Annotated in this window: 27 protein-coding genes; 18 read left to right on the top strand and 9 right to left on the bottom strand. The window is 72.3% G+C overall.

Annotated elements, in window-relative coordinates; genetic code table 11:
- Positions 1–88 precede the first annotated feature (88 nt).
- Positions 89–1,093: a COX15/CtaA family protein gene (locus tag IF129_RS00700; protein ID WP_191208200.1), complete on the top strand. Its 1,005-nt coding sequence runs from the start codon at positions 89–91 to the stop codon at positions 1,091–1,093.
- A gap of 70 nt (positions 1,094–1,163) precedes the next feature.
- Here the strand turns inward: IF129_RS00700 and IF129_RS00695 are convergent, their stop codons facing one another.
- Together IF129_RS00695 and IF129_RS00690 are read right to left on the bottom strand one after the other, a co-directional pair.
- Positions 1,164–1,529, bottom strand: a complete 366-nt coding sequence (locus tag IF129_RS00695) for a hypothetical protein (protein ID WP_191207405.1) — start codon at positions 1,527–1,529, stop codon at positions 1,164–1,166.
- Positions 1,530–1,671: 142 nt separating this feature from the next.
- Positions 1,672–2,628: a heme o synthase gene (locus IF129_RS00690; protein ID WP_191207404.1), complete on the bottom strand. Its 957-nt coding sequence runs from the start codon at positions 2,626–2,628 to the stop codon at positions 1,672–1,674.
- Between the two features lie 385 nt (positions 2,629–3,013).
- Here IF129_RS00690 and tkt point away from each other — a divergent pair, with 385 nt between their 5' ends.
- The 5 genes from tkt to pgl are packed head-to-tail and all read left to right on the top strand — an operon-like array spanning position 3,014 to position 9,614.
- Complete coding sequence (gene tkt, locus IF129_RS00685; RefSeq protein ID WP_191207403.1) at positions 3,014–5,098, top strand: transketolase; 2,085 nt, start codon at positions 3,014–3,016, stop codon at positions 5,096–5,098.
- 40 nt (positions 5,099–5,138) lie between these two features.
- Complete coding sequence (gene tal / locus IF129_RS00680; protein WP_191207402.1) at positions 5,139–6,257, top strand: transaldolase; 1,119 nt, start codon at positions 5,139–5,141, stop codon at positions 6,255–6,257.
- Between the two features lie 5 nt (positions 6,258–6,262).
- The gene (gene zwf, locus IF129_RS00675) at positions 6,263–7,810 is read left to right on the top strand and encodes a glucose-6-phosphate dehydrogenase (protein ID WP_191207401.1); all 1,548 of its coding nucleotides are present in this window, start codon (positions 6,263–6,265) and stop codon (positions 7,808–7,810) included.
- Complete coding sequence (gene opcA, locus IF129_RS00670; protein WP_191207400.1) at positions 7,807–8,835, top strand: glucose-6-phosphate dehydrogenase assembly protein OpcA; 1,029 nt, start codon at positions 7,807–7,809, stop codon at positions 8,833–8,835. The genes zwf and opcA overlap by 4 nt, the downstream gene beginning before the upstream one ends.
- Positions 8,832–9,614 carry a 6-phosphogluconolactonase gene (gene pgl, locus IF129_RS00665; RefSeq protein ID WP_191207399.1) on the top strand — a complete coding sequence of 261 codons (783 nt, stop codon included), beginning with the start codon at positions 8,832–8,834 and terminating at the stop codon, positions 9,612–9,614. The genes opcA and pgl overlap by 4 nt, the downstream gene beginning before the upstream one ends.
- A 66-nt stretch (positions 9,615–9,680) precedes the next feature.
- Here the strand turns inward: pgl and IF129_RS00660 are convergent, their stop codons facing one another.
- A complete protein-coding gene (locus tag IF129_RS00660) occupies positions 9,681–10,313 on the bottom strand; it encodes a TetR/AcrR family transcriptional regulator (protein ID WP_191207398.1) in 633 nt (210 codons plus the stop codon).
- A gap of 90 nt (positions 10,314–10,403) precedes the next feature.
- Between IF129_RS00660 and IF129_RS00655 the strand changes: the two genes are divergently transcribed.
- Complete coding sequence (locus IF129_RS00655; protein ID WP_191207397.1) at positions 10,404–11,801, top strand: MFS transporter; 1,398 nt, start codon at positions 10,404–10,406, stop codon at positions 11,799–11,801.
- A complete protein-coding gene (locus IF129_RS00650; RefSeq protein WP_191207396.1) occupies positions 11,798–12,994 on the top strand; it encodes an FAD-dependent monooxygenase in 1,197 nt (398 codons plus the stop codon). The genes IF129_RS00655 and IF129_RS00650 overlap by 4 nt, the downstream gene beginning before the upstream one ends.
- 15 nt (positions 12,995–13,009) lie before the next feature.
- On the opposite strand, the gene IF129_RS00645 is transcribed toward IF129_RS00650, so the two are convergent.
- Both IF129_RS00645 and IF129_RS00640 read right to left on the bottom strand, forming a co-directional pair.
- Complete coding sequence (locus IF129_RS00645) at positions 13,010–13,732, bottom strand: ABC transporter permease (RefSeq protein ID WP_191208199.1); 723 nt, start codon at positions 13,730–13,732, stop codon at positions 13,010–13,012.
- Positions 13,733–13,788: 56 nt separating this feature from the next.
- Complete coding sequence (locus IF129_RS00640; protein WP_191207395.1) at positions 13,789–14,715, bottom strand: ABC transporter ATP-binding protein; 927 nt, start codon at positions 14,713–14,715, stop codon at positions 13,789–13,791.
- Between the two features lie 211 nt (positions 14,716–14,926).
- Between IF129_RS00640 and IF129_RS00635 the strand changes: the two genes are divergently transcribed.
- The 8 genes from IF129_RS00635 to IF129_RS00600 all read left to right on the top strand — a co-directional run bounded on the left by IF129_RS00635 (position 14,927) and on the right by IF129_RS00600 (position 21,591).
- Positions 14,927–15,730: a helix-turn-helix transcriptional regulator gene (locus IF129_RS00635; protein WP_318153471.1), complete on the top strand. Its 804-nt coding sequence runs from the start codon at positions 14,927–14,929 to the stop codon at positions 15,728–15,730.
- Positions 15,727–17,148, top strand: a complete 1,422-nt coding sequence (gene sufB, locus IF129_RS00630) for a Fe-S cluster assembly protein SufB (RefSeq protein ID WP_191207393.1) — start codon at positions 15,727–15,729, stop codon at positions 17,146–17,148. Before IF129_RS00635 ends, sufB begins: the two co-directional genes overlap by 4 nt.
- 85 nt (positions 17,149–17,233) lie before the next feature.
- The gene (sufD, locus tag IF129_RS00625) at positions 17,234–18,406 is read left to right on the top strand and encodes a Fe-S cluster assembly protein SufD (RefSeq protein ID WP_191207392.1); all 1,173 of its coding nucleotides are present in this window, start codon (positions 17,234–17,236) and stop codon (positions 18,404–18,406) included.
- Positions 18,403–18,735: a non-heme iron oxygenase ferredoxin subunit gene (locus tag IF129_RS00620; protein WP_191207391.1), complete on the top strand. Its 333-nt coding sequence runs from the start codon at positions 18,403–18,405 to the stop codon at positions 18,733–18,735. The genes sufD and IF129_RS00620 overlap by 4 nt, the downstream gene beginning before the upstream one ends.
- Positions 18,736–18,741: 6 nt before the next feature.
- Positions 18,742–19,506 carry a Fe-S cluster assembly ATPase SufC gene (gene sufC, locus IF129_RS00615; RefSeq protein WP_191207390.1) on the top strand — a complete coding sequence of 255 codons (765 nt, stop codon included), beginning with the start codon at positions 18,742–18,744 and terminating at the stop codon, positions 19,504–19,506.
- Entirely contained in the window at positions 19,503–20,771 is a 1,269-nt protein-coding gene (locus tag IF129_RS00610) for a cysteine desulfurase (protein WP_191207389.1), read from the top strand. The genes sufC and IF129_RS00610 overlap by 4 nt, the downstream gene beginning before the upstream one ends.
- A gap of 14 nt (positions 20,772–20,785) precedes the next feature.
- A complete protein-coding gene (sufU, locus tag IF129_RS00605; protein ID WP_191207388.1) occupies positions 20,786–21,253 on the top strand; it encodes a Fe-S cluster assembly sulfur transfer protein SufU in 468 nt (155 codons plus the stop codon).
- A complete protein-coding gene (locus IF129_RS00600) occupies positions 21,250–21,591 on the top strand; it encodes a metal-sulfur cluster assembly factor (protein WP_191207387.1) in 342 nt (113 codons plus the stop codon). Before sufU ends, IF129_RS00600 begins: the two co-directional genes overlap by 4 nt.
- Positions 21,592–21,674: 83 nt before the next feature.
- Here the strand turns inward: IF129_RS00600 and IF129_RS00595 are convergent, their stop codons facing one another.
- Complete coding sequence (locus IF129_RS00595) at positions 21,675–22,088, bottom strand: VOC family protein (protein ID WP_191207386.1); 414 nt, start codon at positions 22,086–22,088, stop codon at positions 21,675–21,677.
- Positions 22,089–22,175: 87 nt separating this feature from the next.
- Here IF129_RS00595 and IF129_RS00590 point away from each other — a divergent pair, with 87 nt between their 5' ends.
- The gene (locus IF129_RS00590; RefSeq protein WP_381481178.1) at positions 22,176–22,763 is read left to right on the top strand and encodes a TetR/AcrR family transcriptional regulator; all 588 of its coding nucleotides are present in this window, start codon (positions 22,176–22,178) and stop codon (positions 22,761–22,763) included.
- A gap of 51 nt (positions 22,764–22,814) precedes the next feature.
- Positions 22,815–23,138, top strand: coding sequence for a DMT family transporter (locus IF129_RS00585; protein WP_191207384.1), 324 nt, complete (start codon positions 22,815–22,817; stop codon positions 23,136–23,138).
- Between the two features lie 51 nt (positions 23,139–23,189).
- Here IF129_RS00585 and IF129_RS00580 read toward each other — a convergent pair whose 3' ends face one another.
- From IF129_RS00580 to IF129_RS00570, 3 genes are all read right to left on the bottom strand, one after another.
- Complete coding sequence (locus IF129_RS00580) at positions 23,190–23,618, bottom strand: RNHCP domain-containing protein (protein WP_191207383.1); 429 nt, start codon at positions 23,616–23,618, stop codon at positions 23,190–23,192.
- A gap of 20 nt (positions 23,619–23,638) precedes the next feature.
- Positions 23,639–24,001: an RNHCP domain-containing protein gene (locus IF129_RS00575; protein WP_191207382.1), complete on the bottom strand. Its 363-nt coding sequence runs from the start codon at positions 23,999–24,001 to the stop codon at positions 23,639–23,641.
- A 350-nt stretch (positions 24,002–24,351) separates the two neighbouring features.
- Positions 24,352–24,954 (bottom strand): helix-turn-helix domain-containing protein, encoded by a 603-nt coding sequence (locus IF129_RS00570; protein WP_191207381.1) that lies wholly within the window; start codon positions 24,952–24,954, stop codon positions 24,352–24,354.
- Positions 24,955–25,009: the final 55 nt, after the last annotated feature.

Here is a 25,009-nt window from a genome sequence, read left to right as displayed (position 1 = left end):
GGAGCGGGCCGGGCGCGGCCCGTGTCCCCGGCCGGGACCCTCGTGAAAACTCGCACAAGCACCCGCTTACCATGGCGGGGTGCCGAACATGCTCAAAGCCGCGCGTAACCCCCTCGCGTACGTCGCCAGCCGCTGGACGCCGTCCCAGCGCACCCTCCAGCGGGCCACCCTCACCGCGGTGGTCATGAGCGTCGTCATCGTCGTCACCGGCGGCGCCGTCCGCCTGACGGGCTCCGGGCTGGGCTGCGACACCTGGCCCAAGTGCACCGGCGACAGCCTCATCGCCACCCAGGAGATGGGCCTGCACGGCGCCATCGAGTTCGGCAATCGCATGCTGACGTACGTCCTGTGCGCGGCCGTCGGCTGGGCGATCGTCGCCGCCCGGAGCACCGAGCCGCGCCGCCGGGGCCTCACCCGGCTCGCCTGGACGCAGTTCTTCATCGTCGTGGCCAACGCGGTGCTCGGCGGCGTCACCGTGCTCACCGGGCTGAACCCCTACTCCGTGGCCGGGCACTTCCTGCTGGCCACCGCACTGATCACCGTCACGGTGCTCACCTGGCACCGGGCCCGGGAGGGCGACGGTCCGCCGCGTCCGCTCGTCGGCCCCCGCGTCCGGCAGCTCGGGGCGGCGCTGCTGGCGGCCTCGGCGGTGCTGATCGCGGTCGGCACCGTCGTCACCGGCGCCGGTCCGCACGCCGGCGACAGCAGCGACGTCCCCCGCATCCCGCTGGACTGGGACTCCGTGACCCGGGTGCACGCCGCGACCGCCTGGCTGGTCGTCGCGCTGACGCTGGCCCTGTGGGTGTTCCTGCGTGTCGTGGACGCCCCCGACGGGCCCCGGGCCCGCACCCGCGACCTCACGGTCGTCCTCGCCTCGCAGATCGTGGTCGGCTACGCGCAGTACCTGACGGACGTGCCGGAACTGCTCGTCGCCGTGCACCTGCTCGGCTCGACCCTGGTGTGGATCGCCGTCCTGCGCGTCGTGCTCTCCCTGCGCGAGCGCGGCACGGCCCCGGTGCCGACCGCGTCCGCGCCCCCGGAGGCGGTCGGCCGTGCCGCCGCCCGTCCCGAGGCACCGGTCCCCAGCGCGTAGCGGGGGATCGCCTTCCGGGGCGCGCCGCACGCCGGTCGGGGCCGGGCCGTGCGGCGCGCCCCGGTGGTGCTCACGGGTTGGCGGGGCCGCCGATCTGCATGCCGGCCATCCGGCTCCACTCGTACGGGCCGGTGCGGACCTTGGCGGCCATCTCCCCGTCGAACGTCTCCCGGACGGTGATCCCGGCCCGCTCCACGGCCAGCTGGGCGACGGCGTGGCTGGTGGCCACCAGGTCGCCCCAGCCGCCGTCCGCGCCGACCAGGACGATCCGCACGCCCCGCTGCCCGAGGTAGGCCAGCTGTCCCTCGGCGCTGCCGCCGTGGCGCCGGGCGAACGCGGTGATGTGCTTGGCCAGCCGCGCGGCCTGCCGCTGCGCCTTGCCGTCCGCCGCGCTCTCGCGCGGCGCGGGGGTCTCGCTGCTCTGCGTCTCTGCCATAGCGCAAGGCTACCGCCGGGTAGGCCAGCAGGTCACCGTGGGTCGCGCCACGGTTCGCGCGCCGACGCGCGGCCGCCCCGGGCCGCGGCGGTGCGGCCCGGGGCGGTGCGTCAGGACGGGAGCAGGTCGGCGCGGGACGGGGTCAGCGCAGGAACGGGTCGATGGCGACGGCGGCGAAGAGGATCGTCACGTAGGTGATCGACCAGTGGAACAGCCGCATCTCCTTGAGCTTGGTCCCCGTGGCGCCGGCCTTGGCGCGGGACTGGAGGGCATGGGCCTCCCACAGCCACCAGCCGCCGGCGGCCAGGGCGACGGCCGTGTAGAACCAGCCCACGTAGCCCAGCGGGTACAGGGCCAGCGACACGGCCACCATGACCCAGCTGTACCAGACGATCTGCCGGGCCACGACGCGGTTCGACGCGATGACGGGCAGCATCGGCACGCCCACCCGGGCGTAGTCGTCCTTGACCTTCATCGACAGCGGCCAGTAGTGCGGCGGCGTCCAGAAGAAGATGACGAGGAACAGCACGACCGCGGCCCAGCTGACCTCGTTCGTGACCGACGACCAGCCGATCAGGACGGGCATGCAGCCCGCGATGCCGCCCCAGACGATGTTCTGCGCGGTGCGCCGCTTGAGCAGCATCGTGTAGACGACGACGTAGAAGAGGAGCGCGCCCAGGGAGAGGGCGGCCGAGAGCCAGTTGACCAGCAGGCCGAACCACAGCGTCGAGCCGACGGCGAGCGTCAGGCCGAAGACCAGCCCCTCGCGGGGGGAGACCAGGCCGGTGACGAGCGGCCGCTGCGCGGTGCGGGCCATCAGGGCGTCGATGTCACGGTCGATGTACATGTTCAGGGCGTTCGCCCCACCGGCCGACAGGTAGCCGCCGACGCAGGTCCACAGCACGAGCAGCAGGTCGGGGACCCCCTGCGCGGCCAGGAACATCACCGGAATGGTGGTGGTGAGCAGCAGCTCGATGATGCGGGGCTTGGTGAGGGCCACGAACGCCTTGACCCGCGCCATGACCGGCGGGCCCGACTGCGTCTCGCCGCCGGGGGCAGGCGCGATACTCCCCGCGGGACGGGATTCGACGGCCGTCACGAACACCCCTGATCACAAGCGACATCCGCGGCTCACACCGCGTGGGAACAAGCGAGGGCCGGACGACGCGTCCGGCGACGTCTCGCACGTACCACGCCACTTTAGACGGCGGCCGTACGCGGCCCGACTGCGGGGGGTGGCCGTGTTGGGCCGGTATGCGCCCGGCCGCGCGGGACGCCGTCCGCGGCGGGAGGGGCGGCGTCCCGCGCGGCCGGGCGGGAAATATCGGGGCGAACGTGAGGGTTCCCCCGACACGGGGTCACCGGGATCGTGACCGCGGGCCGCACACCGGCGGGCAGCCGACGCGCGCGGCGGTAGGCTCGGCAGCGCGCGGTGAGGGACAGGTCACCGGCTTTTCGTATGCGGAGAGGAGCCCTGAGCCAGGGTGAGCACCAAGCCGACCACCACAGAAGCCGACACGTTCGCATGGACGGAACTGGACCAGAGGGCCGTGGACACCGTGAGGGTCCTGGCCATGGACGCCGTCCAGAAGGTGGGCAACGGCCACCCGGGCACGGCCATGAGCCTCGCCCCGGCGGCCTACGTCCTGTTCCAGAAGCTGATGCGGCACGACCCCGCCGACTCCCACTGGACGGGCCGCGACCGCTTCGTTCTCTCCGTCGGGCACTCCAGCCTGACGCTCTACATCCAGCTCTACCTGGCCGGGTACGGCCTGGAGCTGGAGGACCTCAAGGCCTTCCGCACCTGGGAGAGCCGGACTCCGGGCCACCCGGAGGTGCACCACACGGTCGGCGTCGAGACGACGACCGGTCCGCTCGGCCAGGGCATCGGCAACGCCGTCGGCATGGCCATGGCCGCCCGCTACGAGCGCGGCCTGTACGACCCGGAGGCGCCCGAGGGCACCTCCCCGTTCGACCACACGATCTGGGTCCTGTGCGGTGACGGCGACCTCCAGGAGGGCGTGGCCGCCGAGGCCTCCTCGCTGGCCGGGCACCAGAGGCTCGGCAACCTCGTGATGCTGTGGGACGACAACCACATCTCCATCGAGGGCGACACCGAGACGGCCGTCTCGGAGGACACCCTGAAGCGCTACGAGGCCTACGGCTGGCACGTGCAGCGCGTCGAGCAGGCCCCGAACGGCGACCTCGACCCCAAGGGCCTGTACGAGGCGCTGACGGCGGCCCGGGAGGAGACCTCCCGCCCCTCGCTCATCGCCGCCCGCTCGATCATCGCCTGGCCCGCGCCGAACGCGCAGAACACCGAGGCGTCGCACGGCTCGGCGCTCGGCGCCGAGGAGGTCGCCGCCACCAAGCGCGTCCTCGGCTTCGACCCCGAGGCCGACTTCGCCGTCGACGACGCCGTCCTCGCGCACACCCGGCAGGCCCTTCAGCGGGGCAGCGCGGCCCAGGCCGACTGGCGGGAGCGGCTGGACGCCTGGCGCGCGGCGAACCCCGAGCGCGCCACCACCTGGGAGCGCATCCGCGACCGCCAACTGCCGAAGGACTGGCGCGAGGCCCTGCCGACGTTCGAGCCCGGCAAGGACGTCGCCACCCGCAAGGCGTCCGGCGCCGTGCTGAAGGCCCTCGGCGGGGTGCTGCCGGAGCTGTGGGGCGGTTCCGCCGACCTCGCCGGCTCGAACAACACCACCATCGCCGAGACCTCGTTCCTCCCGGTCGGCAACAAGCTGCCCGGGGCCGACCCGTACGGCCGCACCGTGCACTTCGGCATCCGCGAGCACGCCATGGGCTCCGTCATGAACGGCGTCGCCCTGCACGGCAACACGCGCATCTACGGCGGCACGTTCCTGGTGTTCTCCGACTACATGCGGCCCGCCGTGCGGCTCGCGGCGCTGATGAAGACGCCGGTCACCTACGTCTGGACGCACGACTCGATCGGTCTGGGCGAGGACGGCCCCACGCACCAGCCCGTCGAGCACCTCTCCGCGCTGCGTGCCATCCCCGGCCTCAACATGGTCCGGCCCGCCGACGCGAACGAGACGGCGACGGTGTGGGCCGAGATCATGGAGCGGCACGCGATCCACCCCGCCCCGCACGGCCTCGCCCTCACCCGGCAGAACGTGCCCACCTACGAGCCGAACCCGGACGCGGCCAAGGGCGGCTACGTCCTGCTGGAGGCCGAGGGCGGCAGCCCGGACGTCCTCCTCATCGCGACGGGGTCCGAGGTGCAGCTCGCCGTCGAGGCGCGCGAGCAGCTGGCCGCGCAGGGCGTGCGGGCCCGCGTGGTCTCCATGCCGTGCGTGGAGTGGTTCGAGGAGCAGGACCAGGCGTGGAAGGACGCGGTGCTGCCGCCGGCCGTCCGGGCCCGAGTGAGCGTCGAGGCGGGCGTGGCCCAGTCCTGGTACCGATACCTCGGGGACGCCGGCCGAGCGGTGTCGCTGGAGCACTTCGGTGCCTCCGCCGACTACAAGACCCTCTACCGCGAGTTCGGCCTCACCGGTGAGGCGGTGGCGGCCGCCGCCCGCGAGTCCATCGAAGCCGCAGCGCGCTGACCCACTGCCCGACAAGCGACAAGCAGGAGATGCAATTCCTATGACAGACGCACTCAAGCGCCTCTCCGACGAGGGCGTCGCGATCTGGCTGGACGACCTGTCGCGCGAGCGCATCACGTCCGGCGGCCTCGCCGAGCTGATCGACCAGCTGCACGTCGTCGGCGTCACGACCAACCCGTCGATCTTCCAGAAGGCGATCTCCCAGGGCGAGGGGTACGAGCAGCAGCTCACCGACCTCGCCGCCCGCCGCGTCTCCGTCGAGGAGGCGCTGCGGATGATCACCACGGCCGACGTGCGGGACGCGGCGGACATCCTCCGTCCGGTGTACGAGGCGACCGGCGGCCGGGACGGGCGGGTCTCCATCGAGGTCGACCCCCGGCTGGCCCACCACACCCGGCCGACCGTCGCCGAGGCACGCCAGCTCGCCTGGCTCGTCGACCGGCCCAACACCCTGATCAAGATCCCCGCCAGCCTGGCCGGGCTCCCCGCGATCACCGAGACCATCGCCACCGGCATCAGCGTGAACGTCACGCTCATCTTCTCGCTGGAGCGCTACCGCCAGGTGATGGACGCCTACCTGACGGGGCTGGAGCGGGCCGACGCGAAGGGCCTGGACATCTCCCGGATCCACTCGGTGGCGTCCTTCTTCGTCTCCCGCGTGGACAGCGAGATCGACAAGCGCCTCGACGCGCTGGGGACGGAGGAGGCCGCGGCGCTGCGCGGCAAGGCCGCCCTCGCCAACGCACGGCTCGCCTACCAGGCGTACGAGGAGGTCATCGCCTCCGACCGCTGGAAGGCGCTGGAGGCCAAGAACGCCAACGTGCAGCGCCCCCTGTGGGCCTCCACGGGCGTGAAGGACCCGGCCTACCCGGACACCCTCTACGTCACCGAGCTGGTCGCGCCCCACACCGTCAACACGATGCCGGAGCCCACCCTGGACGCCACGGCGGACCACGGGAAGATCACCGGTGACACCGTGCGCGGCACCTACGAGCAGGCGCGCGCGGACCTGGACGCCATCGAGGCACTCGGCATCTCCTACGACGAGGTCGTGCGGCTGCTGGAGGACGAGGGCGTCGAGAAGTTCGAGAAGTCCTGGACGGACCTGCTCACCTCCACCGAAGCCGAGCTCAAGCGTCTCGCCCCGAAGGAGGCGTAAGGCCGGTGACGAGCCCCGCAGCAGGCCAGGCAGGCGACGGCAATCCGCTGCGTGACGCACAGGACCGGCGGCTCCCGCGCATCGCGGGGCCGTCGGGCCTGGTCATCTTCGGCGTCACGGGAGACCTGTCCCGCAAGAAGCTCATGCCCGCCGTGTACGACCTCGCCAACCGCGGACTGCTGCCGCCGGGCTTCTCGCTCGTCGGCTTCGCGCGCCGCGACTGGCAGCACGAGGACTTCGCGGACGTCGTGCACGAGGCCGTCAAGGAGCACGCCAGGACGCCGTTCCGCGAGGAGGTCTGGCAGCAGCTGGCCCAGGGCATGCGGTTCGTGCCCGGCGTCTTCGACGACGACACGGCGTTCGACACGCTGAAGACGACCATCGAGGAGCTGGACAAGGCCCGGGGCACCGGCGGGAACTTCGCCTACTACCTGTCCGTCCCGCCCAAGTTCTTCCCCACGGTCGTGCAGCAGCTGAAGAAGCACGGCCTGTCCGACGCGCCCGAGGGCTCCTGGCGGCGCGCCGTCGTCGAGAAGCCCTTCGGCCACGACCTGACGAGCGCCCAGGAGCTCAACGAGGTCATCCACGGCGTCTTCCGCGCCAGCCAGGTCTTCCGCATCGACCACTACCTGGGCAAGGAGACGGTCCAGAACATCCTCGCCCTGCGGTTCGCCAACACCATGTTCGAACCGCTGTGGAACCGCTCCTACGTCGACCACGTGCAGATCACGATGGCCGAGGACATCGGCATCGGCGGCCGGGCCGGCTACTACGACGGCATCGGCTCGGCCCGGGACGTCATCCAGAACCACCTCCTCCAGCTGCTGGCCCTCACCGCGATGGAGGAGCCCTCCTCCTTCGACGCCAAGGCACTGGTCACGGAGAAGCTGAAGGTGCTCAACGCCGTCCGGCTCCCCGCCGACCTCGGCAAGCACACCGTCCGCGGCCAGTACACGGCCGGCTGGCAGGGCGGTCAGAAGGTGCTCGGCTACCTGGAGGAAGAGGGCATCAGCCCGAAGTCCAAGACGGACACCTACGCCGCGATCAAGCTGGAGATCGACAACCGGCGCTGGGCGGGCGTGCCCTTCTACCTGCGCACCGGGAAGCGGCTGGGCCGCCGGGTCACCGAGATCGCCGTCGTCTTCCAGCGCGCCCCCTACTCGCCGTTCGACACCACCGACACCCAGGAGCTGGGGCAGAACGCCCTGGTCATCCGGGTGCAGCCGGACGAGGGCGTCACGATCCGGTTCGGCTCCAAGGTGCCCGGCACCTCCATGGAGATCCGGGACGTGACGATGGACTTCGCCTACGGCGAGTCGTTCACCGAGTCCAGCCCGGAGGCGTACGAGCGGCTGATCCTCGACGTGCTGCTCGGCGACGCGAACCTCTTCCCGCGCCACCAGGAGGTCGAACGCTCCTGGGAGATCCTCGACCCGATCGAGGAGCACTGGGAGCGGCACGGCAAACCCGAGCCGTACACCGCCGGGACCTGGGGCCCCAAGGCGGCCGACGAGATGCTGGCACGCGACGGTAGGAGCTGGCGGCGCCCATGAACATCGACCTCACCCACACCACGTCCAGCCAGGTCAACGCGGCGCTGGTCAAGGCCCGGCGGGCGGCGGGCTTCCCGGCCGTCGGCATGGTCCTCACCCTGGTCATCGTCACCGACGAGGGCAACCACTACGACGCGCTCAAGGCGGCCAGCGACGCCTCCCGCGAGCACCCCTCCCGCATCCTCGTCGTCATCCGCCGCCCCGGCCGCTCCCCCCGGGACCGCGCCCAGGCCCGGCTCGACGCCGAGGTGCGGCTCGGTGGCGAGACCGGCACCGGCGAGACCGTCCTGCTGCGGCTGCACGGCGAGCTGGCGGGCCACGCCTCCAGCGTCGTGCTGCCACTGCTCCTGCCGGACGCGCCCGTCGTCGTCTGGTGGCCCGAGGACAGCCCGGCCGTGCCGTCCAAGGACCTGCTGGGCGCCCTCGCCCAGCGCCGCATCACCGACGCCGCCCGTACCGAGGACCCGGCCGGCACGCTCGCCCGCCGGGCGGAGACCTACGCGCCGGGGGACACCGACCTGGCCTGGACCCGCATCACGCCCTGGCGCAGCGTCCTGGCGGCGGCGATGGACCAGCGGGCCGTCGGACAGCGGCAGACCACCGTCACCGGCGCCGTCGTCGAGGGCGAGGAGCACAACCCCAGCACGGAACTGCTGGCCCTGTGGCTGGCCGACCGGCTGGGCGTCCCGGTGACGCGCGCCCTGTCCGAGGGCCCCGGCATCACGGCCGTCCGGCTCGCCACGCCCGAGGGCGAGATCTGCCTGGACCGGCCCGACGGGCGGCTGGCCCTGCTCGCCGTGCCGGGGCAGCCGGACCGGCACGTCGCCCTCCACCGCCGCACCACGGCGGAGCTGATCGCCGAGGAGCTGCGCCGCCTCGACCCGGACGAGGCCTACCACCACGCCCTGTGCCACGGCCTGGCCAACCTCGGCGCCGAGAAGGCGCCCGCCGGGCCGTCCGACCCGCCCGCCGCCGGCCGGGAGTCCCGGCGCAAGGCGCCCGCACGGAAGGCCGCCGCACGATGACCACGACCCCCCAGGTCGTCGTCCACCGCACCAAGGACGAGATGGTGCGGGCCACGGCGGCCCGCCTCGTCACCACGCTCGTCGCCGCCCAGACCGACCGGGGCACCGCGTCCGTCGTGCTGACCGGCGGGCGCAACGGCATCGCCCTGCTCCACGCAGTGGCCGCCTCACCCGCCCGGGACGCGGTCGACTGGGCCCGCCTGGACGTGTGGTGGGGCGACGAGCGCTTCCTGCCCGCCGGGGACCCGGAGCGCAACGAGACGCAGGCCCGGGCCGCCCTGCTGGACGCCGTCCCGCTCGACCCGGCGCGCGTCCACCCGATGGAACCGTCCGGCGGCGCCTTCGGCGACGACGCCGACGCGGCGGCGGCCGGGTACGCGGCCGAGTTGGACGCCGCGTCGCGTCCGGAGGACCACGGCCCGGTGCCGTCGTTCGACGTGCTCCTGCTCGGCGTCGGTCCGGACACCCACGTGGCCTCGCTGTTCCCGGAGCTGCCGGGGGTGCGGGAGACGGGGCGCACCGTCGTCGGCGTCCACGGCGCCCCCAAGCCCCCGCCCACCCGCGTGTCGCTGACGCTGCCCGCGATCCGGGCGGCCCGCGAGGTGTGGCTGCTCGCGGCCGGGGAGGACAAGGCGCGGGCCGTGGCGGTGGCCCTCACCGGGGCCGGCGAGGTGCAGGCCCCGGCGGCCGGCGCGTACGGCCGGTCACGCACCCTGTGGCTGCTGGACGAGGCAGCCGCCGCCCGACTCCCGGAGGGCTTCCGGGCCCCGCCGGCCTAGCGGTCGTTCCGGCGGTCGGCGAGGACGCGGCGTACCGGTGGAGCCCGCGCCCGGGTCCGGACCGTCTCACGTGGTGCGGTACGCCCGGAGGAACGTGCGCACTCCCTCGATGACGAGGGGTTGGACCCGGGTGTCCCGCGCGGCGTTCGCGGAGCCGAGCCTGTCCAGCGCGACGCCGAAGGTCAGCGCGACGAACTGGTCGGCCGCGAGCCGGGGGTCGGGGACGTCGAGCAGCCCGGCGGCGGCGAGTGCGGCGAACCGCTCGGCGAGTGCTTCGTCCGGGGTGTCGGCCATGGAGTTGTAGCCCCGGTGCGGTGGGTGACCGGGTTCCGCCCGGACCAGCCGTTGCAGCGTCGCGTACTCCGCCGAGCCGAGCATGTCCGTGGCGATGTTCATCGAGAACGCGACCAGGGCGTCCTCGAGGTCGGCGGCTTCGGTGACCTCGGAGAGGGTGTCGTCGAGGGTGCGCCGGATCGTGGTGATCAGTGACTGGCCGACGGCGTCGAGCACCGCGCGCAGCAGCGTCTGCTTGTCGCCGAAGTAGTCGTAGACCGTCCGCTTGGACACTTCCGCCCGTGCGGCGATCGCGTCCACGCTCGTCCGGTCGAAGCCGTCGGTGAGGAACAGTTCCCGGGCCGCCGAGAGGATGGCGGCGCGCTTCCGCGTGGACCCCTCGCGGAGTGTCTTCGTGGTGGGCATCGACCCATCCTATCTTTCTACACTGCACGGTGTAGTGTAGCTTGGGTCCATCCCCGACCGCCCCGCCCAGCCACGACGGAGAGGACATCCATGACCGCGACCCTGGCTCCCCCGGTCCGCATGAGCAGAACCGCCGTAGGGGCCCTCGGCACCCTGGCCGTCGCCACCGGCGCGCTCGAATCGGTGGTGGCGCCCACGCTCCCGCTCCTGCAACGCGAGCTGGATATGAGCCCCGCCGAAGGCGCGTTACTCAGCGTCGTGCTCCTCATCACCGGCGCCCTCACCACGCCGGTCGCGGGGAGGCTCGGCGACCGCCACGGCGGGAAGCGCGTCCTGATCCGGCTGATGGCCGTGGTCTCGGCCGGCGGGCTGGTGTCCGCCCTGGCACCGAACCTGCCCGTGCTGTTGCTCGGCCAGATATTGCAGGGGGCGATGGTGGGCGCGCTGCCCCTGTCGTTCATCGTGGTGCGCAAACACCTCCCCGAGGACGCGGCGAAGGTGGCCATCGGGGTGGTCAGCGGGCTCTTCGTGGGCGGCACGATGGTGGGCACGCTGTCGGCGGGGCCCGTGGCGGAGGGGCTCTCCCGGCACTGGATGTTCGCGCTGCCGACGATCGCGGTCATCGGGGCCACGACGCTGGTGGCCGGGCTGATGCCGCACGATCCGCCGGGCCGGCCGGACGACGTGGGGTTCGACTGGCCCGGCCTGGGCCTCCTGAGCGCGTCGCTCGCCACCCTCATGCTCGCGCTCGCGCTGGCCCCCCTCATCGGCTCGCGGCCGCTCCTCCTCGGCGCCCTGCTCGTGGCGCTGGGCGCCTTCGCCACCGCGTGGACAGCCGTGGAGCGCCGTGCGGCCTCCCCGATCGTCGATCTGCGCATGCTGGCGCGCCCCGCGATGTGGAAGGCGTGTGTGCTGACGTTCATGGTCTGCGTCGGCACGTCGGTGGCGGTCCATCTCGTCCCGCAACTCCTCGACGTCTCCGCCGGCACCCACGGCTTCGGAGCCGGGGCCACCGAGATCGGCTTCTTCCTGCTGCCCGGCGCCCTGGCGGCGTCGCTGGCCGGTCCGCTCGCCGGGATCGGTGCGCGGCGCTTCGGCTCACGTGCGGTGGTCACCGCCGGAATCGCCATGGTCAGCACTGCCCTGCTCGCCCTGGCGGCGGTGCACACCGAGGTCTGGCACCTCGTCGTCGGCAAGGTGGTCATCGCGCTCGCCAACGGCCTGTGCGTCACGGCGCTGGTGACGAGCACCGCCACGTCCGTGGACCAGCGTGACACCGGCATCGCCACCGGCCTGGTCCTGGTGACGCGTGTGATCGGCTACGCCGTGGGTGTGCAGGTCGGTGGCGCGCTCCTCACCGTCGGAACCCCCTCCGGGTCGGGGGTCCCCGACGAATCGGCCTTCGTCATCGGCTTCGTCATCGCCGGTGCCGTCACGGCGCTGTCCCTGCTGGTCGCCCGGACCATGAGCGAAGGAGTCAAGGAATGACCCGCGTCACGCCGAGGGGTACGGTCCTGGTATCGGGGGCCGGCGTCGCGGGGCCCGCCCTCGCGTACTGGCTCAGCCGCGGTGGATTCCGGGTGACGGTGGTCGAGAAGGCCCGCGCACCGCGGGACGGTGGCTATCCCGTAGATGTCCGCGGCACCGCACTAGAGGTCGTCCGCAGGATGGGAATCCTGCCGCGACTGCGGGAGGCGCACATCGACCTGCGCCGACTGACCTTCCTCGACGAGGACGGCGGGACGGTGGCCTCGCTCACTCCGCACGCCGTCACCGGTGGTGTCGCGGGCAGGGACCTCGAGGTCCGGCGCGGCGACCTGACCGCCGCCCTCCACGCGGCGGTCCGCGACGACGTCGAGTTCCTGTTCGACGACTCCGTCGACACCCTCGCCCAGTCCGGCCACGGCGTCGACGTCACCTTCCGCGGGGGCGGCTGCCGTACGTTCGACGTGGTGGTCGGTGCGGACGGTGCGCACTCGCGCACCCGCCGCTTCGTGTTCGGCCCCGAGGAGCGCTTCCACCGCCACCTCGGCTTCTGCTTCGCCGTGTTCACCCTGCCCAACACCCTCGGGCTCTCCCACGAGACGATCATGTGGAACACGCCGGGGCGAGCCGCGGCACTCTACGCCGTGGGGGACGGCGACGACGTGCACGCCCTCCTGAACGTCGCCCATCCGGAGCCGCCCTCCCACGCCTTCCGGGACCGGGAGGCGTGGCAGGACCTGATCACCTCGCTCTTCGCCGACGCGGGATGGGAGGTGCCGTGCCTGCTGGCCGCACTGCGCGACGCGGCCGACCCCTACTTCGACGCGGTCGGCCAGATCCGCATGCCCCGCTGGTCCCGGGGCAGGGTGGCGTTGGTGGGCGACGCCGCGTACGCGCCCTCCTTCCTCACCGGCCAGGGCACCAGCCTCGCGCTCGTCGGCGCGTACATGCTCGCTGCCTCCCTGGCCGGCCGGGACCACGCGGCGGGCCTCGCCGCCTACGAGGAACGCACCCGAGGCTTCGTGACCGCGAACCAGGAACAGGTGGGCGAGGGCGACGCCCTGCTGTTCCCCACCACGGCACGGGCCCTGGAACGGCGCGACGACATGCTGCGCCGGCTCGGTACGGCGCCACCGCACGGGGGACGACCGGCCCACGCGGCGCTCACCCTGCCCGAGTTCGCGCCCCTGACGTGACCCCCTGTCCCCCCGCTACTCCCAGCGGAAGAAGCGGGCGGCGGCGGTCAGGGCGACCACCGCCCAGGCCGTCAGGATGCCCAACTCCGTCCACGGCACCCCGGCACCGTGCTGGAGGACGGCGCGCAGCCCGTCGGAGAGGGCCGTCACCGGCAGCAGGGCGAGGACGTCCTGCGCGGCCTGCGGGAACCGCTCCAGCGGCACCACGACGCCGCCCCCGAGCAGCAGCAGGACGAAGACGAGGTTCGCCGCCGCCAGCGTCGCCTCCGCGCGCAGGGTGCCCGCCATGAGCAGACCGAGCCCGCTGAAGGCCGCCGTGCCGACGACGAGCAGCAGCGCCACGACGGCCCCGTTGCCTTCCGGCGACCAGCCCAGCGCGAACGCCACGGCGCTCAGCAGGGCGACCTGGAGCACCTCGACGCCGACCACCGCCGCCGTCTTGGCCGTCATCAGGCCCCAGCGGGGCAGCGGTGAGCTTCCGAGCCGCTTGAGGACGCCGTAGCGGCGCTCGAAGCCGGTGGCGATGGCCTGCCCGGTGAACGCCGTCGAGAGCACGGCGAGCGCCAGCACCCCGGGGGCCACGAAGTCGACCCGCTCCCCGCCGTCGACCGGCAGGTCCACGATGTCCACGCCGCTGAACAGCACGAGCAGCAGGGTGGGGATGACCACGGTGAGCAGGAGCTGTTCCCCGTGGCGCAGCGCCATCCGCAGCTCCAGGGCCGCCTGGGCGGCGATCATCCGTCCGGCGGGCGCGGCCCCCGGGGCGGGGGAGTGCGTCCCCGTGGCGATCCCGTTCACGACCGCAGCTCCTTACCGGTCAGTTCCAGGAAGACGTCCTCCAGGGTGCGGCGCTCGACGGCGATGCGGTCGGGCAGCACGCCGTTCTGCGCGCACCAGGAGGTGACGGTGGCGATGAGCTGCGGGTCGACGGTGCCGTGCAGCCGGTAGGCGCCCGGTGCCACCTCCTCCGCGCCCGTCCGGGGCGGCAGGGCCCGCAGCAGGGAGGCGAGATCGAGCCCGGGGCGGCCGGAGAAGCGCAGGGTGTTCTCGGCGCCGCCCCGGCACAGCTCCCCGGGGCTGCCGTGGGCGACGACCCGGCCGGCGTCGACGATCGCCACGGCGTCCGCCAGCTCCTCGGCCTCGTCCATGTGGTGGGTGGTCAGGACGCAGCCGACGCCGTCGGCGCGCAGCTCCCGCACCAGGTCCCAGGTGGCGCGGCGGGCCTGCGGGTCCAGGCCCGCCGTCGGCTCGTCGAGGAAGACCAGTTCGGGCCGGCCGACGACGGCCATGGCCAGGGCCAGCCGCTGCTGCTGGCCTCCGGAGAGCCGCCGGTAGGCCGTCCGGCCGCAGGAGCCGAGCCCGAGGCGTTCGACGAGCGCGTCGACGTCGAGGGGGTGGGCGTACAGGGCGGCCATGTGCCGCAGCATCTCCCCGGCCCGCACGCCCGGGTAGACGCCGCCGCTCTGGAGCATCACCCCGATCCGGGGCCGCAGCGCCGCGCCGTCGGCCACGGGGTCGAGCCCGAGGACCCGTACCGTGCCGGCGTCGGGCTTGCGGTAGCCCTCGCAGATCTCGACGGTGGTCGTCTTGCCGGCGCCGTTGGGGCCGAGCACGGCTGTGACCGTGCCGTGCTCCACGGTCAGGTCGAGGCCGTCCACCGCCGTCGTCCCGCCGTACCGCTTGACCAGCCCCGCGACCTCGACGGCCGCCTTCTCGTGCATGCGGGCCAGTCTAGGAAGCGCCGGGGAGCGCCGACGCCCGGGGGGCCGCGCCGCTCCGCCGCCCTCCCGGGGCCTCCCCGGGGCGGGCGCCGGGCGTCGAGGGGCCGTCGGACACCCCGCGCGAGTAAGGCTTGCCTTACGTGACGCACCCCATTGCCGCAGGTCACAACCGGGCTTGCCGCTCCTCGCCGAATTACGCAACAATGGCGTTGTGAAAAACACGGGAGACGCGCCGACGACGCGGGAGCCGGTTCCGGCCCCCGCGCTCGCGAGTGTGCCCGCCGCGCTGGAGGAGCAGCACGGCACCCGTCATCGCGTGGCCCGCTCCATCCTCGACCACGGCCCGTCCACCGCGGCGGAGCTGGCGGTGCGGCTGGAGCTCACGCAGGCCGCCGTTCGGCGGCACCTCGACGCGCTGGTCGCCGAGGGCACCGTGGAGGCCCGCGCCCAGCGGGTCTACGGGCACCGGGGGCGCGGCCGTCCCGCCAAGGTCTTCGCCCTCACCGACGGCGGTCGGGACGCGTTCGACCAGGCCTACGACGAACTCGCCGTCGACGCCATGCGCTGGATCGCGCGCATGGCCGGTGGCGGCGAGCAGGGCGAGGCCGCCGTCGCGGCGTTCGCCCGGGCCCGGGCGAACGCCCAGGCCGAGCGGTACCGTGCGCGTCTGGAGGGTTCGGCCCCCCGGGACCGCGCGCGTGTGCTGGCCGAGGCGCTCTCGGAGGACGGGTACGCTGCTACGGCACGCAGTGCCCCTGCCTCGACCGGCGAGCAGCTCTGTCAGCACCACTGCCCGGTGGCGCACGCCGCCGAGCGGTTCCCGCAGCTGTGTGAGGCGGAGACCGAGGTCTTCTCCCGCCTGCTCGGCACCCACGTGCAGCGCCTGGCCACCATCGCGCACGGCGACGGGGTGTGCACCACCTTCGTCCCGCGAGCAGACGGGCCCGCGCTGACCTCTGAGACCACCGCACACGCAACAGCTTCTGCAAGCACCGCCGGGAGGAACCCCGCATGACGCTCCCCACGGAGACCGCCCACCCCGAGCTGGAGGGGCTGGGCAACTACGAGTACGGCTGGGCCGACAGTGACGCGGCCGGAGCGGCCGCCAAGCGCGGCCTCTCCGAGGAGGTCGTCCGCGACATCTCCGGCAAGAAGTCCGAGCCGGACTGGATGCTCAAGCTCCGCCTGAAGGGCCTGAAGCTCTTCGACAAGAAGCCCATGCCGAACTGGGGCTCGGACCTGTCGGGCATCGACTTCGACAACATCAAGTACTTCGTGCGGTCCACCGAGAAGCAGGCCCAGTCCTGGGAGGACCTGCCGGAGGACATCAAGAACACCTACGACCGCCTCGGCATCCCGGAGGCCGAGAAGCAGCGCCTGGTCGCCGGTGTGGCCGCGCAGTACGAGTCGGAGGTCGTCTACCACCAGATCCGCGAGGACCTGGAGCAGCAGGGCGTCCTCTTCCTGGACACCGACACCGCGCTGCGCGAGCACCCGGAGATCTTCCAGGAGCACTTCGGCACGGTCATCCCGGCCGGTGACAACAAGTTCGCCGCGCTGAACACCGCCGTGTGGTCCGGTGGTTCCTTCATCTACGTGCCGCCGGGCGTGCACGTCGACATCCCGCTGCAGGCCTACTTCCGGATCAACACCGAGAACATGGGCCAGTTCGAGCGGACGCTGATCATCGTCGACGAGAACGCCTACGTGCACTACGTCGAGGGCTGCACCGCACCGATCTACAATTCCGACTCGCTGCACTCGGCGGTCGTGGAGATCATCGTGAAGAAGGGCGGCCGCTGCCGCTACACGACGATCCAGAACTGGTCGAACAACGTCTACAACCTGGTCACCAAGCGTGCGGTCGCCTACGAGGGCGCGACCATGGAGTGGGTCGACGGCAACCTCGGCTCCAAGGTGACGATGAAGTACCCGGCCGTCTACCTGATGGGCGAGCACGCCAAGGGCGAGACGCTGTCCGTCGCCTTCGCCGGTGAGGGCCAGCACCAGGACGCCGGGGCCAAGATGGTCCACATGGCGCCGAACACCTCCTCCAACATCGTCTCCAAGTCGGTGGCCCGGGGCGGTGGCCGCACCTCCTACCGCGGTCTCATCGAGATCGCCGAGGGCGCGGAGAACTCCAAGTCCAACGTGCTGTGCGACGCGCTGCTGGTGGACACGATCTCCCGTTCCGACACCTACCCCTACGTCGACGTCCGCGAGGACGACGTGACGATGGGCCACGAGGCGACCGTCTCCAAGGTCAGCGACGACCAGCTCTTCTACCTGATGAGCCGGGGCATGGCCGAGGACGAGGCCATGGCGATGATCGTGCGCGGCTTCGTCGAGCCGATCGCCAAGGAGCTCCCCATGGAGTACGCCCTGGAGCTGAACCGGCTGATCGAGCTGCAGATGGAGGGCGCGGTCGGCTGACGCCGGCCGTCCCGCCCGTCCCGCAGCGCTCGGCGGCGTCAGAGCCGAGCGTGTCCAGACCCGAGAAAGAGAACCAGTAGTAGCCATGGCTGAGGCTCAGACAAACCCGGCGGGCAACACCGCCATCGCGGTGGCCGCCGAGTCCACCGTCGCCACCCGGATGAGCGCACCGCCCTCGTTCGACGTGGCGGACTTCCCCGTGCCGCACGGCCGCGAGGAGGAGTGGCGCTTCACCCCGCTGGCGCGGCTGCGCGGGCTGCACGACGGCAGCGCCGAGGCGTCGGGCGGCCTGAAGGCCGAGATCTCCGCGCCCGAGGGCGTCACCGTCGAGGCCGTCGGCCGCGACGACGCCCGCCTCGGCCGGGCCGGCAAGCCGGTGGACCGGGTCGCCGCGCAGGCGTTCAGCTCCTTCGAGAAGGCCACCGTCGTCACGGTGCCGAAGGAAGCGGTCCTTCAGGAGCCGATCCGGGTCGGCCTGCACGGCGAGGGCGGCGTCTCCTACGGGCACACCGTCTTCGAGCTGGGCGCCTTCGCCGAGGCCGTCGTCGTCATCGACCACACGGGTGACGCCGTGCGCGCCGCCAACGTGGAGTTCGTCCTCGGGGACAACGCCAAGCTCACCGTCGTCTCCGTCCAGGACTGGGCGGACACGGCCGTGCACTGCTCGCAGCACAACGCCCTGGTCGGCCGGGACGCGAGCTTCAAGTCCGTCGTCGTCACCTTCGGCGGCGACGTCGTGCGGCTGCACCCCCGGGTCAGCTACGCGGGCCCCGGCGGGGAGGCCGAGCTGTACGGCCTGTACTTCACCGACGACGGCCAGCACCAGGAGCACCGCCTGCTCGTCGACCACGACGCGCCGCACTGCCGCAGCAACGTGGCCTACAAGGGCGCGCTCCAGGGGCAGGACGCGCACGCGGTGTGGATCGGCGACGTCCTGATCCGCAAGGCCGCCGAGGGCACCGACACCTACGAGCTGAACCGCAACCTCGTCCTCACCGACGGCGCGCGGGTCGACTCGGTGCCCAACCTGGAGATCGAGACCGGTGAGATCCAGGGGGCCGGACACGCGTCGGCCACCGGCCGCTTCGAGGACGAGCAGCTGTTCTACCTGATGTCGCGCGGTGTCCCCGCCGACGAGGCGCGCCGTCTGGTCGTGCGCGGCTTCTTCGCCGAGCTGGTCCAGCAGATCGGTCTGCCCGACCTCCAGGAGCGCCTGCTCGCCAAGATCGACGAAGAGCTGGAAGCGTCGGTGGCATGAGCGGATACGTGAAAGTCGCGAGCCTCGGTGAGCTGGAGGACGACACCCCGAAGCGGGTGGACGTCGACGGCACGCCGGTCTCGCTCGTGCGCACCGAGGGCGAGGTGTTCGCGATCAACGACATCTGCTCGCACGCGAACGTCTCCCTCTCCGAGGGAGAGGTGGAGGACTGCGCCATCGAGTGCTGGCTGCACGGCTCCAGCTTCGACCTGCGCACCGGCAAGCCCTCGGGTCTCCCCGCCACGCGACCCGTCCCCGTGTACCCCGTAAAGATCGAAGGAGACGGCCCGGACGCGGCCGTGCTCGTCTCCGTCACCCAGGAGTCCTGAAGCCCCATGGCCACCCTTGAGATTCACGACCTGCACGTTTCCGTCGACACCGACAGCGGGCCGAACGAGATCCTGCGCGGCGTCGACCTGACCGTGAAGCAGGGCGAGACCCACGCCATCATGGGCCCGAACGGCTCCGGCAAGTCCACCCTCGCCTACTCCCTGGCGGGTCACCCGAAGTACACCGTCACCGGTGGCACCGTCACCCTCGACGGCGAGGACGTCCTGGAGATGTCCGTGGACGAGCGGGCCCGCGCCGGCGTCTTCCTCGCCATGCAGTACCCGGTCGAGGTCCCCGGCGTCTCCGTCTCGAACTTCCTGCGCACCGCCGCCACCGCCACCCGCGGCGAGGCCCCCAAGCTGCGCACCTGGGTGAAGGAGGTCAAGGAGGCCATGCAGCGGCTGTCCATGGACCCGGCCTTCGCCGAGCGCAACGTCAACGAGGGCTTCTCCGGCGGCGAGAAGAAGCGCCACGAGATCCTTCAGCTGGAACTGCTGAAGCCGAAGATCGCGATCCTCGACGAGACCGACTCGGGCCTGGACGTCGACGCCCTGCGCGTCGTGTCCGAGGGCGTCAACCGGGTGCGGGAGAGCGGCGACGTCGGCACCCTGCTGATCACGCACTACACGCGCATCCTGCGCTACATCAAGCCCGACCACGTCCACGTGTTCGCCAAGGGCCGCATCGCCGAGTCCGGCGGTCCGGAGCTGGCCGACAAGCTGGAGGCCGAGGGCTACGAGCAGTACGTGAAGGGGGGCACGACTTCGTGACATCCTCCCGTCCCGGGCTCCCGGGCCTCCTCGACACCGAGGCGATCCGCAAGGACTTCCCCGTCCTGGACCGGCAGATCCACGACGGCAAGCGGCTCGTGTACCTGGACAACGCGGCGACCTCGCAGAAGCCGCGCCAGGTGCTCGACGCGCTGAACACCTACTACGAGCGGCACAACGCCAACGTCCACCGCGGTGTGCACGTCCTCGCCGAGGAGGCCACGGCCCTGTACGAGGGCGCGCGGGACAAGGTCGCCGCCTTCGTCAACGCTCCCAGCCGCGACGAGGTGATCTTCACCAAGAACGCCTCGGAGTCGCTGAACCTCGTGGCGAACATGCTCGGCTGGGCGGACGAGCCCTACCGGGTGGACCACGAGACCGAGATCGTCATCACGGAGATGGAGCACCACTCCAACATCGTTCCGTGGCAGCTGCTCGCGCAGCGCACGGGCGCGAAGCTGAAGTGGTTCGGGCTGACCGACGACGGCCGGCTCGACCTGTCCAACCTGGACGAGGTCATCACGGAGAAGACCAAGGTCGTCTCCTTCACGCTGGTCTCCAACATCATGGGCACGGTCAACCCGGTCGAGGAGATCGTCCGCCGGGCGCAGGAGGTCAACGCGCTCGTCGTCGTCGACGCCTCGCAGGCCGCACCGCACATGGTGCTGGACGTGCAGGCCATACAGGCGGACTTCGTCGCGTTCACCGGCCACAAGATGTGCGGCCCGACCGGCATCGGCGTGCTCTGGGGGCGCCAGGAGCTCCTGGAGGACCTGCCGCCCTTCCTCGGCGGCGGCGAGATGATCGAGACGGTCTCGATGCACTCCTCCACCTACGCCCCCGCGCCGCACAAGTTCGAGGCGGGCACGCCGCCGATCGCCCAGGCCGTGGGTCTCGGCGCGGCGGTGGACTACCTCAGCGGCATCGGGATGGACGCCATCGCCGCGCATGAGCACGCCCTCACCGGGTACGCCGTGCAGCGGCTCCAGGACGTCCCGGACCTGCGGATCATCGGCCCCGGTACGGCCGAGGACCGGGGTGCGGCGATCTCGTTCGTGCTGGGCGACATCCACCCGCACGACGTCGGCCAGGTGCTGGACGAACAGGGCATCGCCGTCCGGGTCGGCCACCACTGCGCCCGGCCCGTGTGCCTGCGCTACGGAATTCCCGCGACCACGCGAGCGTCGTTCTATCTGTACTCCACACCGGCCGAGGTCGACGCTCTGGTCGAGGGCCTGGAGTACGTTCGGAACTTCTTCGGATGAGGGTGGCCTGACTCGTGAAGCTGGACTCCATGTACCAGGAAGTGATCCTGGACCACTACAAGAACCCGCACGGACGTGGCCTGCGCGACGGCGACGCCGAGGTGCACCACGTGAATCCGACCTGCGGGGACGAGATCACGCTGCGGGTGCGCTACGACGGTGACACCGTCGCCGACGTCAGTTACGAGGGCCAGGGCTGTTCGATCAGTCAGGCCAGCGCCTCGGTGCTGAACGAGTTGCTGGTCGGCAAGAACCTGGCCGAGGCCCGGCGCGTCCAGGAGACGTTCCTGGAGCTGATGCAGTCCAAGGGCCAGCTGACTCCGGACGACGCGATGGAGGACGTCCTGGAGGACGCGGTCGCCTTCGCCGGGGTCTCCAAGTACCCGGCCCGGGTCAAGTGCGCGCTGCTCAGCTGGATGGCCTGGAAGGACGCGACGGCCCAGGCGCTGGGCGAGTCCCCCGTTAAGGAGAAGACGGCATGACCGAGACGACCGAAGCAGGCGTGGCCAAGCCGGCCAGCGAGGAAGAGGTCCACGAGGCGATGATGGACGTCGTCGACCCCGAGCTGGGCATCGACGTCGTCAACCTCGGCCTGGTCTACGGGGTCCACGTGGACGAGGACAACACGGCCACGATCGACATGACGCTGACGTCCGCGGCCTGCCCGCTGACCGACGTCATCGAGGACCAGGCGAAGTCCGCGACCGAGGGCATCGTCAAGGAACTCAAGATCAACTGGGTCTGGATGCCGCCGTGGGGTCCGGACAAGATCACCGACGACGGCCGCGAGCAGCTGCGCGCCCTCGGCTTCAACGTCTGAGCCGGTGCGGGGGCCTCCCCGCCCGGCGTCCGGTGCCCCGGTCCGCGCTGCGGTCCGGGGCACCGGTGCGTCCCGGACGGCCGTCACGGCGTGGCGTACTGCTCGGCGTAGTCGGCGCTCGGCGCGATGGGCGTGATGACGTCGACGAGGACCCCGTCGGGGTCGGCCACGATGAAGTGCCGCTGCCCGAAGTCCTCGCTGCGCAGCTCCAGCGCGGCCGGCAGTCCGGCGCGGACGACGAGGCGCTCCCACTCGGCGTCGACGTCGTCGACCTCGAAGTTCAGCAGCAGCCCCTGGACGGGCCGGCGGTGGCCCTCCGGGAGGGTGGGGTGCGTCGCGTCGAGGAGCGCCAGCTCGTAGGCCGGTTCGCCGGGCCGCCGCAGGCTTACGTACCAGTCGGCCTCGAACGTCACCTCGAAGCCCATGAGGCGGGTGTAGAAGTCGCGTGACGCGCTGAGGTGGGAGGTGCAGATCACGGGATAGAAGCTGGTCAGCATGGTGCTCACTCCTTCGCATACCTTGGGTATGTCAAGTTCGACGCTATGCGCATACCATCGGTATGTCAAAGGGAGAGGGTGACGCGTGTGGGCACGGTGCGGGCACGGCAGCGGGACCGGACCCGCCGGGCGCTGCTGGACGAGGCCCGGCGGCTGTTCGCGGAACGCGGCTACGCGGCGGTCGGGCTGGCCGACGTCGTCGCGGCGGCCGGCGTGACCAAGGGGGCCCTCTACCACCACTTCGACGGCAAGGCCGACCTCTTCCGGGCCGTCCTGGCCGAGGTGCAGGAGGAGGTGGGGGACCGCGTCGCGGCCTCGGCCGAGGCCGAGGCGGACCCGTGGGACCGGCTGACGGCCGGCTGCGCGGCGTTCCTCGACGTCACCGCGGCCCCCGGCGTCCAGCGGATCATGCTCCTGGACGGGCCCGCCGTCCTGGGCTGGCACACCTGGCGCACGATGGACGAGGCCGCGTCCGCCCGGCACCTGCACGAGGCGCTGGCCGACCTCGTCGCGCGGGGCGTCCTCGCCGACCAGCCCGTCGCCCCGCTGGCCCGGCTGCTGTCGGGCGCCATGAACGAGGCCGCCCTGTGGCTCGCGGACAGCGCCGACCCCGGCGATCTCGGCGACACCCAGCGCGCGCTGGAGCGCCTGCTGGCCTCCCTGCGCCACTCCTGACGCCACGAGCCGAGGGCCTCGCCGCGCGCGGTGATCCGTACGATCGGCGGCATGGTGTACTTGACGCTCGGAGCGGCGATCCTCGCCGAGGTGCTGGCCACGACCTCCATGAAGTTCAGCGACGGCTTCACCCGACTGTGGCCCTCGCTGGGGACGGTCGTCGGCTACCTCATCGCGTTCGTGCTCCTGGCACAGGCGCTCAAGACGATGTCCGTCGGCACCGCCTACGCGATCTGGGCCGGGGTCGGCACCGCCGCCGTGGCCACGATCGGCATGGTCTTCATCGACGAACCGGTGACGTTCACCCGGATCCTGGGCATCGCCCTCGTGGTCGTCGGCGTCGTCGTCCTCAACCTCGGCGGCGGCGCCCACTGAGCACCCCCTCGCGGGGCCACCCGGCGGTCCTCCGCCGGGTGGCCCCGCTGCCTACAGCGCCATGAGGGTGCGGCCGGCCCGGGTGGTGTCCCGGAGCGGCCTGAGCGCCATCCGCACCAGGGCGAGGGCGTTGTCGTCGCCCGCGATGCGGTTCACGCCGAGTTCCCCGCAGCTCAGGCACCGGTGGACGATCATCCACTCACCGTCCGGCCGGGTGCTCAGTGCCAGGGGCTCCATGCGCCCCCGGCAGTCGGACGCGCGGTCGCCGGGCACCCGGCGGTCGACGTGCCGACTGGTGAGGCAGTGCGGGCAGTGGTTGCGGTGGACGGTGCCCGGAGCCGTGAGGGACACCTCCAGGCGGCAGTGGACGCACCGGAAGGCGTCGGCCCGGTGGCCCCCCGCCCCGTGCAGGACGTCCTTGTGCCGCTGCGGGCGGCGGCCCGCCCCGGCCCGCGCGCGTGACGGATTGCGTCGTGGCATGGTCGGTCTCCTTTCCCGTGTCACAGGCTGCCGAGGGCTTCGAGCGGGAACGGCGGTTGGGCGAGTGGGCGGACCGCCATGCGCATGAGGATGAGCTGGTTGTCGTCCGGCTGCACGGGGCCGGCGGTCAGCTCGTCGCAGCGCACGCAGCGGTGGACGACCTGCCAGTCACCGGTGCGCAGCACGGCGATGGCGATCGGCGTCATCCGCCCCTCGCAGCGGCTCCGCCCGCCCGCCACGTGATCCGTGACGTGCCGGGAGTGCAGACAGGAGGGGCAGTGCTCACGCCGCGCGCCGTCGGCGGCGGCCGTGGTGACCGTGAGGCCGCACCACGCGCAGGTGAAGGTGTCGATCTGGAGAATGTTGTGCGGGTTGTCGGACACCCGGGATGCTCCTTGCTGAAAGGTCGGAAACGACAGCAAGAGCCGGCCGAGCGGTCCTCGACGGGAGGCCGCGCACGCACCACGGCTTCCACGGGAAGCGCGGGGGCGGGCGGTACGGGGCGCCGCAGCGGGCGTCCACCTGCCACGGAGAGCCGTGGCGGGACGATGCTAGGCGGCGCGGCGAGGCGCGCTCGGCGCGGTGCGGGGCATCAAGACACTTCTCCTCGGGGCCGACGGGCCCGGTGGACGACAGACGGACGCCGACCACCGTAGCCACACCGCGCGGCGGCGGCCACGGGTTTTCCGACCCGCCGGTGACCGTGCTCGGGAGCTGTCCCGGGGTGGGGCCGTCAGTCGCGCGTCCGGGGGCGGGCGCGCAGGTGGGCACGCTCGCCCTGGCGGCCGAAGAGGCTGAGCAGCTCGACCGGTTCGGCACCCGCCGCGGAGAACCAGTGCGGCAGCCGGGTGTCGAACTCGGCGGCCTCGCCGGGGGCGAGCTCCATGTCCCGCTCCCCGAGGACCAGCCGCAGCCTCCCGTTGAGCACGTAGAGCCACTCGTAGCCCTCGTGCGTCTGCGGATCGGGCTCGCGGTGGCCGGTGGCGCCGGGAAGCACCATCTTGTACGCCTGGATGCCCCCGGCCCTGCGGGTCAGCGGCACGCTCGTGATGCCGCCGTGGGTCACCGGCCTCAGGTGGATGCGCGGATCACCGGTGGGCGGCGCGCCGACCAGCTCGTCCAGGGTGACGCCGTGCGCCCGGGCCAGGGGCAGCAGCAGCTCCAGGCTGGGCCGCCGCGACCCCGACTCCAGCCGGGAGAGCGTGCTGACGGAGATGCCGGTGCGCGCGGCGAGCTCGGCCAGCGTCGTGTCGCGGTGCCGCCGCAGCGCCCGCAGCCGGGGACCGACCGCTTCCAGTGCCTGCCCGAGGTCGTCGCCGTCTTCCGTGGAGACCATGGGAGCCAGCTTGCCAGCCGGCAAGGAAGGTTGCCGGAGCAGGCGGCGGCGCGCA

Origin of the sequence: Streptomyces chumphonensis, from assembly GCF_014779715.1 — a bacterium.
GTDB lineage: Bacteria > Actinomycetota > Actinomycetes > Streptomycetales > Streptomycetaceae > Streptomyces > Streptomyces chumphonensis.
This window is presented reverse-complemented; position numbering and strand designations above follow the sequence as displayed.